Source organism: Asaia spathodeae NBRC 105894 (assembly GCF_025994195.1).
In the GTDB taxonomy this organism is placed as follows: domain Bacteria; phylum Pseudomonadota; class Alphaproteobacteria; order Acetobacterales; family Acetobacteraceae; genus Asaia; species Asaia siamensis.
On the sequence record NZ_BAPY01000026.1, the window covers coordinates 24452 to 37686 of the forward strand.

13 protein-coding genes and 1 tRNA gene are annotated in these 13235 nt (G+C 56.5%); 8 read left to right on the plus strand and 6 right to left on the minus strand.

Translation table 11 applies throughout. The annotated features are described in order from the left end of the window. Nucleotides 1-50: 50 nt before the first annotated feature. Nucleotides 51-200 carry a hypothetical protein gene (locus tag AA105894_RS09445; protein ID WP_267311505.1) on the minus strand — a complete coding sequence of 50 codons (150 nt, stop codon included), beginning with the start codon at nucleotides 198-200 and terminating at the stop codon, nucleotides 51-53. A gap of 175 nt (nucleotides 201-375) precedes the next feature. Here AA105894_RS09445 and AA105894_RS09450 point away from each other — a divergent pair. Continuing rightward, a tRNA-Asp gene (locus AA105894_RS09450) sits at nucleotides 376-452 on the plus strand. 125 nt (nucleotides 453-577) lie between these two features. Here AA105894_RS09450 and AA105894_RS09455 read toward each other — a convergent pair. After that, nucleotides 578-1342: an ABC transporter ATP-binding protein gene (locus AA105894_RS09455; RefSeq protein WP_267311506.1), complete on the minus strand. Its 765-nt coding sequence runs from the start codon at nucleotides 1340-1342 to the stop codon at nucleotides 578-580. A gap of 2 nt (nucleotides 1343-1344) precedes the next feature. Then, a complete protein-coding gene (locus AA105894_RS09460) occupies nucleotides 1345-2196 on the minus strand; it encodes an ABC transporter permease (protein WP_267311507.1) in 852 nt (283 codons plus the stop codon). Nucleotides 2197-2377: 181 nt separating this feature from the next. Between AA105894_RS09460 and AA105894_RS09465 the strand changes: the two genes are divergently transcribed. Continuing rightward, nucleotides 2378-2503 (plus strand): hypothetical protein, encoded by a 126-nt coding sequence (locus AA105894_RS09465; protein WP_264784172.1) that lies wholly within the window; start codon nucleotides 2378-2380, stop codon nucleotides 2501-2503. Nucleotides 2504-2540: 37 nt separating this feature from the next. Here the strand turns inward: AA105894_RS09465 and AA105894_RS09470 are convergent, their stop codons facing one another. Next, nucleotides 2541-3542 (minus strand): MBL fold metallo-hydrolase, encoded by a 1002-nt coding sequence (locus AA105894_RS09470; protein ID WP_267311508.1) that lies wholly within the window; start codon nucleotides 3540-3542, stop codon nucleotides 2541-2543. 215 nt (nucleotides 3543-3757) lie between these two features. Between AA105894_RS09470 and AA105894_RS09475 the strand changes: the two genes are divergently transcribed. The 4 genes from AA105894_RS09475 (at nucleotide 3758) to AA105894_RS09490 (ending at nucleotide 6711) form a co-directional block, all read left to right on the plus strand. Further along, nucleotides 3758-4768 (plus strand): aspartyl protease family protein, encoded by a 1011-nt coding sequence (locus AA105894_RS09475; protein ID WP_267311509.1) that lies wholly within the window; start codon nucleotides 3758-3760, stop codon nucleotides 4766-4768. A 65-nt stretch (nucleotides 4769-4833) separates the two neighbouring features. Continuing rightward, complete coding sequence (gene queE, locus AA105894_RS09480) at nucleotides 4834-5475, plus strand: 7-carboxy-7-deazaguanine synthase (RefSeq protein ID WP_267311700.1); 642 nt, start codon at nucleotides 4834-4836, stop codon at nucleotides 5473-5475. Beyond that, nucleotides 5475-6176 (plus strand): 7-cyano-7-deazaguanine synthase QueC, encoded by a 702-nt coding sequence (gene queC, locus AA105894_RS09485; protein ID WP_267311510.1) that lies wholly within the window; start codon nucleotides 5475-5477, stop codon nucleotides 6174-6176. The genes queE and queC overlap by 1 nt, the downstream gene beginning before the upstream one ends. Beyond that, on the plus strand, nucleotides 6163-6711 hold the full coding sequence (locus tag AA105894_RS09490) for a 6-pyruvoyl trahydropterin synthase family protein (protein WP_267311511.1): 549 nt from the start codon (nucleotides 6163-6165) through the stop codon (nucleotides 6709-6711). The genes queC and AA105894_RS09490 overlap by 14 nt, the downstream gene beginning before the upstream one ends. Before the next feature lie 45 nt (nucleotides 6712-6756). Here the strand turns inward: AA105894_RS09490 and AA105894_RS09495 are convergent, their stop codons facing one another. Continuing rightward, nucleotides 6757-6915 (minus strand): hypothetical protein, encoded by a 159-nt coding sequence (locus AA105894_RS09495; protein WP_267311512.1) that lies wholly within the window; start codon nucleotides 6913-6915, stop codon nucleotides 6757-6759. 235 nt (nucleotides 6916-7150) lie between these two features. On the opposite strand from AA105894_RS09495, the gene AA105894_RS09500 reads away from it, so the two are divergent. Next, on the plus strand, nucleotides 7151-7771 hold the full coding sequence (locus AA105894_RS09500; protein ID WP_267311513.1) for a hypothetical protein: 621 nt from the start codon (nucleotides 7151-7153) through the stop codon (nucleotides 7769-7771). Nucleotides 7772-7811: 40 nt separating this feature from the next. Here the strand turns inward: AA105894_RS09500 and AA105894_RS09505 are convergent, their stop codons facing one another. Then, nucleotides 7812-10067, minus strand: coding sequence for a Hint domain-containing protein (locus AA105894_RS09505; protein ID WP_267311514.1), 2256 nt, complete (start codon nucleotides 10065-10067; stop codon nucleotides 7812-7814). 1114 nt (nucleotides 10068-11181) lie between these two features. Here AA105894_RS09505 and AA105894_RS09510 point away from each other — a divergent pair. Then, nucleotides 11182-13074, plus strand: a complete 1893-nt coding sequence (locus AA105894_RS09510; RefSeq protein ID WP_267311515.1) for a glycosyltransferase family 2 protein — start codon at nucleotides 11182-11184, stop codon at nucleotides 13072-13074. Nucleotides 13075-13235 lie beyond the last annotated feature (161 nt).

Genomic DNA, 13235 nt, shown 5'->3' on the forward strand with positions numbered 1-13235 from the left:
GCAGAGAAATAGCCGCGCCCACCAGACGGGCGCGTTCGATTCCTGCTCTCTCAGTGATCAGGGGCGCTCATACGACCTGCCAACCCGCCTTCGAGAGAGCCAGAATCACTGTTCTCCCTCTCGCCACCAGCGTGCAGCCCCACAGAGCCCGTTGAACGCGCCTGTATCCTTGCCAGACGGGCATCGAGAACCAGCTCCATGCTGACTTCCCGCCTAGCGTCCCTCCCCGATCCAACGGCGAGGAGAAGAAGAAAAATGAAAAAAAATCGCTACCCCCTGTTGCCAAAAGAAATTGGGACTGGTAGTTCCCCCTTCACCGAAGACGAGGACGTTACGGCCTCCTCCGAAGCGGTTGCTGAAGCTGAAAAGCTTCATGCGGGTGTAGCTCAGTTGGTTAGAGCGCCGGCCTGTCACGCCGGAGGTCGCGGGTTCGAGCCCCGTCACTCGCGCCATTTTCTCCGAAAACTCGATCAGAAAATCCAGTAAACCTGCTTAATCAAGCGCCGGTTTTCCGTGTGCGTGCTTTCTGCCGGAGCAGAAAGCGGAAGCAGACGTCTTATGGAGAAAAGTGCGGCCCTCAAGCCGCCAGATAAGTGTCCAGAACCGCATCCGTTGGGCCGTCCATGCGAATCTGACCGTTCTCGAGCCAGATCAGGCGCGTGCACCAGCGTCGGATGATCTCGGGCTGATGAGACGACATGACAAGCGTATCGGAATCCTGCACGAGGCTCTCGATGCGCTTTTTCGCCTTTTCCAGAAAGGTGATATCGCCTGCCATGAGCCATTCATCCATCAGCAGCACATCAGGCGTAATGGCCGTTGCCAGACCGAAGGCAAGGCGCACCAGCATGCCGCTGCTATAGGTCTTGACCGGCAGAGCCAGAAAATCACCCAGCTCTGCAAACTCGGCAACATTCTGCGCGATCGACCCGGCCTGGGCCTGCCCGAACCCATGGAACAGGCAGCGCAGGCGGATATTCTCCAGACCTGTCAGTTCCATGTTCATTCCAAGCTGCGTGTCGAGCAATGTGCCGATCGACCCACGGACACGCACGCGCCCTGAAACCGGCTCGTAGATACCGGCCAGAGCGCGCAGAAGCGTCGTCTTGCCCGCACCATTCCCCCCAATGAGGCCCAGACGCTCACCCTTGTCCAGCGTGAAGCTGATATCCTTCAGCACGTCGATCGTCACGCGATGACGTACATCTTCCACCAGGGCGCTACCGGCCCGTTGCCCGCTGCGATTGCTGACGGCACCGGCCATGGAACGCTTCAGGGTGCTGTTTTCAGAATGATAGACCGGAAAGTGCAGGCACAGACGGTCAACGAGAACTCTGGTCATGATCAAACCCAGTAAGCGATGCGGGCACGGAAACGGGCGAAGAAGACAGCCGCAAGGACAATCAGAACGGCGCTATGGGCAAGAGCCGCCTCCCAGATGACGAGCGGAAGAGTCTCCCCCAGAAGCGGTGCACGAATGATGGCCAGGAGGGGATAGAACGGATCGATCAACAGCCAACCTCCAAGGGTGCCAACAAGTTCAGGCTTCCAGATCACCGGCGTGACAAAGAAGAATACCTGAAGCAGGGAGCCCACGATTGGCGGGATATCGCGAAAACGCGCGCCGAAAAGCCCGAGGCACAGCGCGATGGCAAGACTATCGATAATCCAGAGCCCGAGCGCAGGCAGGATCAGCCAGATTTTCAGGGGTACGATATCGAAAATGAGAAAGACGACCAGAACGACGACGGCATTATGTGCCAGAACCAGCAGGTTACGGATAATGGCCTGAATCGCGAAGACGCTGAACGGTCTGCGGGCAGACTGAATCAGGCGCGTTTCCTGCGAAAAGACGGTCGTGCTCTCTGTAATGAGAGTCGAGATATATCCCCAGAGAACAAGAGAAAGCGCCAGAAAAGGCAGATAGGTTTTCAGCACGATGCCGAACAGCTCGGCATAAAGAAACCCCAGCGCGATCACCATGACAGCCGTCGTGATTGTCAGCCAGAACGGCCCAAGAACCGACCCGCGATAGCGCATCTTGATATCGAGCCACCCCAGGGTCATAGCCAGAGGCAGAAGACGAAAGCCCTCACGCAGATCGACGAATGCCGCCTTGAATCGCCCCCATCCTGACAGGGGAAACAGATCAAGTATCGTTTCCCTGTCGCCTGCCCTTGGCTGAGTCGTGTTCATGCTTCTCGCTCTTTGCTTGACCAGAGCAGAAGCTCTAGCCTTTCAGACGCGCCGCTCCAAGGGTCCGTGCTCTCAGCCGGCTCTCGTCGAAGCAAAAACCAACGGCTACCTTGCGCAAGATGGATTGCAGGACGCGTCTGGTCTATGATCACGAAGCAGAGCTCGAGGCCTTTCAGCAGAAATGACCAATGCCGATTATTTCATGATCTGTTTTGTTTTCGCCGGCTACGCGATCGGCCCGCTTATGGCCGGGCTTCTGATTCACCGGATCAACAAGTCGGACCTGTTCAATTCTTCCGACGACTAGAGAAACCGCCACACACAGGCATGACGGCGTCATTCCTTCAAAACGAGACGGCAAGCCCCTGTCGGGCGATCAGAAAACGAAACCCCTCGACATTACCTGCCTGAAGTTGGGCTGCGATAAGATCCTCTGCCGACGTCCCACTGGTAAGGAGAGGCTTGATATGGGCAACAAGCACCGGGAAGCCCTTCATCGACATACCAGCCTCAGCCTTCAATGCAGCAAGCTCGTGCAGTAGCCAGGCGGGGGTCAGATGGCCGTATAGTTGTGAGTCGGGCCTGCTGTTGTCATAGGAACACTCGATGATCAGGCCACGAAGCTGGTGAGCACGGATCAAAGGGGCAACAGCTTTCCAGAGTGCGGCAAGCCTGTCTCCCTTTTCCAGAGCATCCGGCCCGGTGTCGCCGAGATAGAGCAGCGCATCAGACCCGGAGCGCAGCAGGAATGCCGTCGATTCAACAGCACCATGGCTCAATGGATAGGCGATGACGCTCAGTTCCGTGCCTGAGAGCGGTACGATCCGCTCGGGAAGCAGATCATGATAATGATACAGCCCCAAGGCAGGCTTTGCCCCACGATCGGCCAGATTGGGCCAGACGCGATGATTGAAAAGGTCATCTTGCATTACCGACAGGACCGACGGCAGGGCATAGATGGGCTTGCCCCGATCATCGGGGGACACAGCCAGCAGCCCCGCCACATGGTCCAGATGCGCGTGGCTGAGCAGATAGCCCTGAATGACATGATGGATCAGCAGACCGGTACGCGAGGATTTCGGATCATCCGGCAGGGCAAGATGATCGAAATCATGGGCGGCATCCGCTTTTTCGATGCCATTCATGACCGTACCGGCATCCAGAAGAACGCCGACATCCGCCCCCTGCTCGCGCACGAGATAAGCACTCAGATTACCGTCCTCGAGCCCGCCATGTGCACCGAGTACCGTTACGTCAAAGCCTTTGGCCCGTGCCAACTCACCGGGGAAGAGCATAGCAGCCATAAACCCGCCGATAAGAGCAATCTGTCTGAACCTGGCACGCATGCAACTCACTCCCCGCCTCCCTGTCTTTGAGGCCGTTAACGAGCAGGTATCGGCATCATCCGGCTGAGACAAGGTGAACGCGCAAACCCGACACACGGGATGGTGCGGCCAGGGATCAGGGGACGACCTGCTTGCGAGAAAGCCAAGGTTGTTACAGTGTCGTTGCAATTACAAATAATACCACTGAAGCTCAAAGAAAGAATCGTGGAACCACCATGCAAAGCGTCAGATCAGGACCGATTGCGCGATCGATTTCATGCCCGCTTTTCCTGCTTGCCATGTGTTTGCTGGCCGGCTGCGATACGCCTGCAAAAGACGGCTCCTGCGTCATTGGTACGATCGGGCGCCTGCCGCTTGATTCGTACAAGAATACGCCAGTGGTACGGGCTACGATCAATAAGCATCCCGTCCTGTTCACTGTCGATTCAGGGGCTTTCAACAGCGTGCTGAGTGAAAAATACGCAGACATGCTCGATCTGACCTATTCCACCGGCATGGTGAGAACGACCGGGGTCAAAGGCACGGAACTCCAGCGTATCGTGCAGGTGGACGATATCGGGCTTGGTGGCGCCACGAACACAAACCATGCCTTTGCCATGACCACACAATCCTTCGGTGCCACCAAACCCCCTCAGCCGCCGCTGGTGGGGCTTCTGGGCGCCGAGATCCTGCTCGCAACCGACCTGGTCATCGATATGCCGCATCATCAGATGCAACTGCTCGACATGAAGCGCTGCCCCTATCCGGCGCCATTGTGGAAGGGGATGATGCATACCGTACCAATCGAGCGCGATCTCGATCAGATGCAACTCCATCTGCAGTTCACACTCGATGAGGGTAAACCGATACAAGCCATTTTCGATACGGGCGCCTCACGCACCGTCATCCCACTTCGCATGGCACATGAACTGGGTGTCACTGATGAGATGCTGAAAAAAGACCGAGCCTCGATCGATTTCGAGGCCGTTGGCAGCGACAGGGTCACTGCCTATCATCACCATTTCAGGGCGATGACACTTGGCGATTTCACGATCCATAATCCTGAAGTGATCATCATGAATAATGATACGCTCGATCACGCCCTGTTCGGCGCTGATTTCCTGCGTCATCACCGCGTCTGGATCACGACGCAGCACACGATGTACGTGCAGCATATATCCGAGATACCGCCTGACGAAGATCAGCCGCAGCCTTCCTCCGCAGCCCCAGGAACTGCCGCCAAATAAGATCTGCTGCGAAAAAGACCCATTTTTCACTTGCATCGCGCGCCCGGCTCGCCGACATGCGAGGCATGCCATACGCCGTAAAGGAACTCTTCGCGACACTTCAGGGAGAAGGTGCCCATACAGGGCGCGCCTCCGTGTTCTGTCGTTTTGCCGGATGCAATCTCTGGTCTGGCCGTGAAGAAGACCGCCATAAAGCCGCCTGCCAGTTCTGCGATACCGATTTCATCGGCACCGATGGCGAGGGTGGCGGTCGTTTTGCCACAGCAGAAGACCTAGCTCAGGCTCTGGTCACCTGCTGGGATCAGGCATCGTCCGAGCCAGAACGCCGTTATGTCGTCTTCACGGGGGGAGAGCCCCTGCTGCAGATTGATGACGCTCTCGTCGCAGCGGTGCATGAAGCGGGGTTCGAGATTGCCATCGAAAGCAATGGCACGATCAGGGCACCGGAAGGAATTGACTGGGTCTGCATCAGTCCCAAACCAGCCAGCACTCTCGTGCAGCGCTCGGGACAGGAACTGAAGCTGGTCTTCCCGCAGGAGGCGCTCCCCCCCGAACTGTTCGAGACCTGGGATTTTACCCATTTCTGGCTGCAGCCGATGGATGGACCCGATCGCATCGAAAACACGCAGAAAGCCGTTGCCTACTGCCTGAAAAACCCGCGCTGGCGCCTGTCGCTGCAAACCCACAAGCTGATCGGGATTCCCTGATGCTCTCCAATGACACGGCGATCGTTCTTTTCTCAGGTGGGCAGGATTCCGCCACCTGTCTGGCATGGGCGCTTGATCGTTTTGCGCATGTCGAGACCCTGGGTTTTGCCTATGGCCAGCGCCATGCCGTTGAACTGGAGTGCCGCGATAGGCTGCGTGTTTCCATGATCGACGCCAGACCGGAATGGCGGGATCGACTGGGCGAGGATCATACGCTCGACCTCTCTGTTCTTGGCCAGATTTCCGAGACCGCACTGACGCGTGAGGCGGCCATCGAGATGAACGAGAACGGCCTGCCCTCGACTTTTGTCCCGGGCCGCAACCTGCTTTTTCTGAGTTTTGCCGCAACACTGGCCGTCAGACGCAACGCCCGCCATATCGTTACCGGTGTGTGCGAGACCGACTATTCCGGCTATCCCGATTGTCGTGACGACACCATCAAGGCGCTGCAGGTGGCGCTCAATCTTGGCATGGAGACGCGCTTCGTGCTGCACACGCCACTCATGTGGCTGGACAAGGCGGAAACCTGGCGCCTCGCCGAAACGCTGGGCGGCAAGGCCATGGTGTCGGCGATCAACCGCGACAGCCATAGCTGCTATCTGGGCGACCGCGCGCATCAGCACGACTGGGGCTTTGGCTGCGGCACCTGCCCCGCCTGCGAACTGCGCGCCAAGGGATGGTCAAGCTATGTCGGCGCTTGAACTCAGCTTTACCCGGCGCTTCAGCATGGGGCATCGCCTGATTGCAGGCAGTTCCGAGCGTTGTGCCATTCCGCACGGGCATAACGAGTTCGTCACTGTCACGCTGCAGGCGCGTACTCCATCGCGCCTGGATGGCGCGCGCAACATGGTCGTGCCTTTTGCCGAGGCAAAAGCACGCTGGCACGATTTCATCGATACCCGCCTCGACCACGCTTTCCAGATCTCGTCGTCAGACCCGCTGCTTGGGTGGTTTCTTGCGAACGAACCCGCACGTGTCGACCGGATTGTCGTGACACCCGGCGACCCCACCACCGAATTGATGGCTGCCCTGCTCTACGCCAAGCTCGAGGCTTTCCTGCGTGCGGAAGGCGATGTGCTCTGCTGCACCAGCCTCACGCTTGAGGAGACGCCAACCAATACGGTCAGGCTGACGGGTGCCCCTGATCCTTATCTGCCGCTCATGGATGGCGAAGCGACAGATTACTGGTGGCACCGTGCCGACCCGACCATTTCAGACGTCAGGGTGACGCTCTAAGCTAGGCGCGCAGTAACCGATCACTTTCCGCCGTAGGCGCAGCAATCAATGTGTCTGTGACCATTCCTGACCAAGCAGCTGAACATGGACACGAAAAGCGCCATGGTCGTCTGTCTTGACGTCTCTCGAGCTCTGAGGAGCCGCCTTGACGTCAGTGTCGAGGGCGGGAACATCATTTCGGTGCGAAGTCGAATTCTTGCTCATGGCCTTCTCCTTTATTTCAGGACATCAAGGGAACATGGCGTCAATCTGGCATCGTTATGAAACAATGAGGCGCATGACGGCTTTTGCGTTCCACATTAACAAAACGTCACATGCCGTGAAAAGTTCAGACGGAAAAACCATCGACACGAACCGTTTCTTGTAACTGCGCTTTTCACCAAAGAAACGGGCAAATCAAGACTCATCTTGTGCCCTGCAACCGGAACCCGTCGACTCGATGCGCCTGCGTGTTATTGATCTCGAAACCTCGGGAAATCATCCCGCCTCTTCTGAAGTCATCGAGTTCGGCTCGGTCGATCTGGTTCTAATCGACGGCGCCTGGCAGATCGAGCCCCCGCGAACCCAGCTCTTTCGCCCCGCCGCGCCGCTCACACCAGAGACCCAGGCGGTTCATCACCTGATGGAGGAAGATTTTGCCGCCGATCTGCCCCATGCAACGCCCGATGCCCTTGGCGCACTGGTTCAGCACAGCCCCTGCCCCGACATGCTGGCCGCCCATCATATTGCGTTCGAACGGCATTTCCTGACCGACGCCATTACGGGCGGCCTGCCATGGCTGTGCACATTGCGCATCGGACAGAAGCTCTGGCCGGAGGCGCCGCGTCACACAAACCAGATTTTGCGCTACTGGCTGAGACTCGACCTTGATCGCAGCCTTGCCGCGCCCGCCCACAGAGCGGGGCCAGATGCCTATGTAACCGCGCATATCCTGCAACGACAGCTCGCTCTTGCGCCGCCGGATGAACTTATCAGACTGACCCAGGCCAGACATGTGCGCCGTGGCGCCGCCCTGCGCTCAGGCAGGGATATGAGCCGACAGGAGCAGCTCTTCCCCTGATCTTGAGAAGCATTGGGTCTTTTGCAAAGCTACAGACCGTTCAGCAGGCAACAGAAGCGTACACAGCCGTTGCCCTGACCTTGATGCCCAGCACACCGGGCGCCCCGACACGGCGCCTGCCGAGCGGCAGTCGCGCATCGCCGGTGGTCCACCGCATCGGCACAGGCTCGATATTGTTCCATCCCTCCAGAGCGGCATCGCTGAGATGGGTGTCGAGCCGGGTCGAACTGTGACTGTCCCAGAGATGAATATCACCAATCAGCACCCCGAGAGACCGCCGATCGTCAATGAAAGGCCCTTCCGCATCGAAGGGTCGCGCTGCCCGCGACCGGATACGCACCTCTTCCCATTCGGCGGGCACATGGAAAATGACCATATCCTCTGTACTGCGCGTCGGGCGAACGATATGTCCTTCATTCGAGACGATATGCAGGTCAGGGTCATGAAGCGCGGAGGGGGCGATACCCTCGCCCTCTGCATCGGAGGTCTTCGCCTGCAATGCCTCAAGATGCGCCTTGCCCCGCGCCATCAGGGCACGATGCAGAGGCTCGACGAATGTCCGCTCAACCCGCAACGGCGCAACGCGACCCTGAGGCAGAGAGGCAGGCTGCACATGACGCGAGGCCGCATCGGGCTCCAGCCCATGCAGTTCTCCATCATCCAGAAGGGTCTCGGTGGCCATGTTGTTGGACCACACCACCGCATGGGCCTCTGTTCTGAAATGATAGATCGTGAAACGCGTGCGGCTGCGGTCGTAATCGATGCTAGTCCCGTTGACGAGCATACGCGCAGGCACAAGACCACCATTCATGAATACGCAGTGCTCGGGCGTGATGAAAAGATCGCGGTCAGGAGAATGAGGGCCGATAGCCCCTGCCCTGAAACACACAGGATAACCCGCGTGATCGTCGCTCCTTGAGGGATCGATGATGATTTCCGCCGAACCGATCCAGGTGATCCGACTGGTGGCCCCGGGCAAATCAGTGGCTGTCGAGACAAGATCGCCCACGACGAGCGTCTCGACCGGACATTCGCCAAACGGCGTGCGGATCATCGTACCTGCGAGAAAGCACTTGTCATACATGACGATCGTGCTGCCATCGCCATCGGATTCGAGGTGGAAATCGTTTTTCCTGTAGGAACCGCTCAGCGGAGTCGACCAGGTCGATCCGTCTGCGTAGGTAACCTTGAGTATGCCGTTCTCGAACGAGACCGAGCCGCCCGGTTTGTAGGCGAGGCCCTCGATATCGATGGCGCCGCGCCAGCCAACACTGACATTGCTCATCACGGCACCGGGCGTGACCACCAGCTTGCCGCCCTTTTCAGAAGCAGATGGTGCCGCAGCTACCTGAAGATTGGCGACCGTCGCGCCCGAAGCGAGGATCATGGAGCCTCCAGCCGCGACAACGGCGCTCTGGACGGTCGCACCGGCCCGCACATTCTGCGTGCCTCCGGAAAGGATCGTTGCGCCGCTGACGACGCCACCGGACTGGACAACACCGGAGCCCCCCGAGGCAATTGTCGCCCCGCTAAGCGTACCGCCAGCGGAAACGATTGATACCCCCCGGGCGAGAACATTCTGGTTGATCGAGACGCCGCCAGCATTCACGACCGCCGTCCCACCACTGCCGACTGTCACCGTTGAAGCACGTCCACCCTGCCCCACGACAACGGTGCCACCCGCCGACACGACCGAGCTGGAGGCAGACCCGCCATTGATCAGTTGCACCCCGGCGCTGAAAATGCCTTTGAGCGCCAGCGCACCTGCGGAAACAATCTGGGTACCGCCGAAAAAGCTGCTGTCATCGGTTCCACCACTAGCCAGATTTTCAGTGGAGCCGACATCGAAAGTGCCACCTGAAATCACCCCGGAGCCAGAAAAGCTCTGCCCCTTGACCGTGAAGCCGCCGCCGACCAAAGCATGACCGTCGCTCATGACATGCGGAGCGATCGCCAAGGCCGGCGTACCCTGATAGCCAGAGAGATTGCCCACTGCCAGACCGGCACGGGCGGTGATCGTCGCGCTTACGACCACACCCTGATTCAGGGCGGCAAAAGAACCACTTTCAAGTGCAGTCCCGCCAAAAGTGGTCCCATTGGCCGCTGCAGCCACGACGCCACCTGACAGAGCCGTGGCCCCGGAGATGGTTCCTCCCGACGCCAGATCTACCGATGGGCAGTCCGTGCCGCCATTCAATCCATAGACAACGTCACCCGATGTTACCCGCCCTGCGGGAACATAACGGGTCGAGCCATTCGTAACTGTAACATTACGTCTTTGGAAGAAAATGGACAAGCCCACCTCAATACTTATGATTTTTAATTTCTATTTCTGATTACTTTTCCACAAGGAACGGCTCGCCACCGCCCGTGAACACGGAACCGTGATATTGCATCGTATCGCAATGTGACAACCCCTGAAACACAAGGGGATACGGCGATTCAATTATTTATTTTTCGAAAAAAGCGGTTTTTATCGAAAGGGCCGATCTCACTGATAGATGAGAACTGGACAATCATTTTTCATAAAAAATCTATCGGATGATGTCTAGAACACGCCCATGACCGTCAAATAACGTCATTTTAATGAAACTATTTCTATAGTATTAAAATATCAATCAATAAGCGCCTTGTTTCGTGGCGTAATGCGCCACTCTTGCAAGCAGGCGCCGCCAGATCAGACCACTCATGGGACGGAGGAGTTTCCAACCCCGACTCATCCTACGACGAGCGAAACGCCGTCATAGTAACCGTAGAGTGATAGATGCGGGCCATAAGAGCATCGTCCGTAGAGGACAAACGTCACCAATTTCCGTGTGGGCCGATCTTCCATACTGCATGGTTGTATCGTCGCTTTCCGCTGAGCTTTCGTCTCATGAAGATCGTGCAGATCGAGCGGAGGTCATGGTGCCTCAAAAGAAAATCAAACGGCGGAGCCTGAGACTCGGTGCGAGCCAAGCCCGTTCGTGACGTCGCAAGCGGGACCAGCATAGAGATCTTCTGCACCTAAAGGAGACGCAAATGGTTTTCGGTGACCATCTTCACTGGCTGTCACGAGCAATGCGCTGGAACGGGCCTATCGAAGTAAAGATCCAGAAAGCCCTTTGGAGTAACGAAGTAGAAAGGCGTTCCTTCATCCACCGCCTGCGACGGCAAGGCTCGCGCATAAGCGCCGAAAGACTAGAATCTCGTGGAGACGCCGCCAAACGCAAAACACGTCTCTCAATAGGGCATCCCCCTCCACAAGGGTCTGAAAAACCGATCTTGCTGCCTGCCAATTTCTCAATCGGCCATTGATTATCTCACGCCAATTAACGTGACCTCGTCTCACCTATCGAAAAAAAATCTATTGCGGTATAAAAATCGGAACAAGCGAAAAATAATGTTCAAAGCATAGGATATTACCGGCAATGGCAGAGTTCTACAAAGTAATAACCTTCCACAATGCACTCATTGTGAGCGAGGAAAATCATGGTGAACTAGGCAATCTGATCGTTGGGGAACATGAACAGGCGATAGCATGCTCCCCGGTTGTCGCCATCGCCATTACCTCCATGCCATCGTACATTTTCCTGGTAGGTGCGACGCATCCAGCCCCGCTGAGAGTCTCCCTTTCGGATCTTTCCGGGCATATCATTCCACTTCGTCTCGAGTATCATTCCGAACATAATCGTCTGGCTTTTCTGCATCCGACACTCGATCAATACTTGTCTGCAATACCCCCAAGAGAACAGAACGGGTATGCACGCATTGAAGGCAATCGTCGCAGCGCTTCAGGATGGGAGTTATTCCAACTGGAATCCCTGGCAGAAGAAGAGATAACACCGCGCCTGGAATTGCTCGCTGAACGTCTCGATCATCTGTTTTCCCATGAAATCACCGTAGACGAGCTTCTGGAAACAATTCGCTCTGAAGCCCTTTTCGGAACTCCGGAACTACTGGATGCGGCGTTGCCGTTTATTTCAACTCTCAACCTGGATAAAATTGCGACGTTGCTGCTGCAGGACGAAGCCCTCTGCGGCGCTCTGGCACGGCAAATGCCAGAAGATCCATGGGCAGCAGAAGGCATCCCGCTTCTGCAGCGCTGGATTTCAGAACGTGAGATCTATGGGGAGACCGTCCCGGCTCCACGTTATGAGTGTTCCATAAATTACACTGTGCTTGGGGTTACAGGACTTCATAAGGATATCGCCAGCTTTACCCATGCCTGCATTCATGCCATGCGCCGCAAGGTTACTCCGACCCGAGGCCCTGCCATCCTGGCATGCGTCCGCAATGAAGGAATCTACCTTCTCGAATGGATCGCCTACCACCGTGCAATCGGCATCGAATGGTTCTTCCTCTACAGCAACGATAATGACGACCAGTCCGATGATATCCTGCGGACCCTTTCCGAACAGGGCATTATCACCTGGGTTGACAATCCTATAAAACCTGGAAAAGCCGCCCAGCATAAAGCATACGGCCACGCCCTGAGCGTTGTTCCCGATATTCTCGACTTCAGCTGGGTCCAGGTTTTGGACGGGGATGAATTCATTGCCCTCGATCCGCAGCGTTTTTCAAATCTTCAGGACTATCTTGTCTGGACTGAAACACACCCGGTTGACGCGATCTCGCTGAACTGGCGGTTTGTCGCCTCCGAACCTCTCGCGGAAGGAGAGGAGACCCTGTTCCGTGATCCTCTCACGATGCGGAACTCGCGTTTCGTGCGATATGACATCATTGGCGATGCAGGCAGCCGTCTCGTCAAATCAATGTTCCGACCAGCACAGGTCATCCAGTCGCATGCGCATTATCCTCTTGCGTCATACCGATATGCGACGACAATTTGCCTCTCGGACGGGACACCCCATACTTGGCACGCACCGCCAAAAGGACAACCCCAGAGCGCGGCCTTCTCGAACCACGTCGTTTTCGAAAAAATCGGAATTTATCATTATTTCTACAAGTCTCCGGAAGAGTGGATGTGGAAATCATCCCGTAACCGCGGTGACAACCCCTCGAAGCAGGGACTCGATCTTCGTAATTTCGTTGATGGCTGGACCGGTAATTTCATGTCCCAGCTCGCTGAAGACAGGCGTGCCGGAGAAGACCAGTGGATGGCTGGCCGCCGTGCGCCTTTCCTCTCGGAACTGGAGAAACTCAAGAGCCTGCCCGGGATGATGCAGGTGCTCGAAAAAATCTACGAGACCTATCGTGAGCGCTCTGCCTTGATCCGCAGACGTTTACAGGCAGAAAATATCCGGGAGAGACACTCGGAAAATAACAGAGTGTTTTTCGACCTCATAAATATAATAGAATAATAATAACAAACGCCACTTTTTAAATACCACTCACAATTTAAGGCTTCACGGAATGAAGCCTTAAATTATCAAAACAAAATGCATCGTTAGGTTAAGCGCGGCGTAGCAGATACGATCGATGAGAGCGTGATCTGTGAGTTACGAGCGGCACAAACTGACGC

What these genes read in the sequence shown, in the direction of transcription:
- AA105894_RS09460 (WP_267311507.1), bottom strand. Translation starts at nt 2,196, where the DNA reads ATGAACACGACTCAGCCAAGGGCAGGCGACAGGGAAACGATACTTGAT.
- AA105894_RS09500 (WP_267311513.1), top strand. Translation starts at nt 7,151, where the DNA reads ATGCGCCTGCGTGTTATTGATCTCGAAACCTCGGGAAATCATCCCGCC.
- AA105894_RS09465 (WP_264784172.1), top strand. Translation starts at nt 2,378, where the DNA reads ATGACCAATGCCGATTATTTCATGATCTGTTTTGTTTTCGCCGGCTAC.
- AA105894_RS09475 (WP_267311509.1), top strand. Translation starts at nt 3,758, where the DNA reads ATGCAAAGCGTCAGATCAGGACCGATTGCGCGATCGATTTCATGCCCG.
- AA105894_RS09445 (WP_267311505.1), bottom strand. Translation starts at nt 200, where the DNA reads ATGGAGCTGGTTCTCGATGCCCGTCTGGCAAGGATACAGGCGCGTTCA.
- queC (WP_267311510.1), top strand. Translation starts at nt 5,475, where the DNA reads ATGCTCTCCAATGACACGGCGATCGTTCTTTTCTCAGGTGGGCAGGAT.
- AA105894_RS09455 (WP_267311506.1), bottom strand. Translation starts at nt 1,342, where the DNA reads ATGACCAGAGTTCTCGTTGACCGTCTGTGCCTGCACTTTCCGGTCTAT.
- AA105894_RS09495 (WP_267311512.1), bottom strand. Translation starts at nt 6,915, where the DNA reads ATGAGCAAGAATTCGACTTCGCACCGAAATGATGTTCCCGCCCTCGAC.
- queE (WP_267311700.1), top strand. Translation starts at nt 4,834, where the DNA reads ATGCCATACGCCGTAAAGGAACTCTTCGCGACACTTCAGGGAGAAGGT.
- AA105894_RS09470 (WP_267311508.1), bottom strand. Translation starts at nt 3,542, where the DNA reads ATGCGTGCCAGGTTCAGACAGATTGCTCTTATCGGCGGGTTTATGGCT.
- AA105894_RS09510 (WP_267311515.1), top strand. Translation starts at nt 11,182, where the DNA reads ATGGCAGAGTTCTACAAAGTAATAACCTTCCACAATGCACTCATTGTG.
- AA105894_RS09490 (WP_267311511.1), top strand. Translation starts at nt 6,163, where the DNA reads ATGTCGGCGCTTGAACTCAGCTTTACCCGGCGCTTCAGCATGGGGCAT.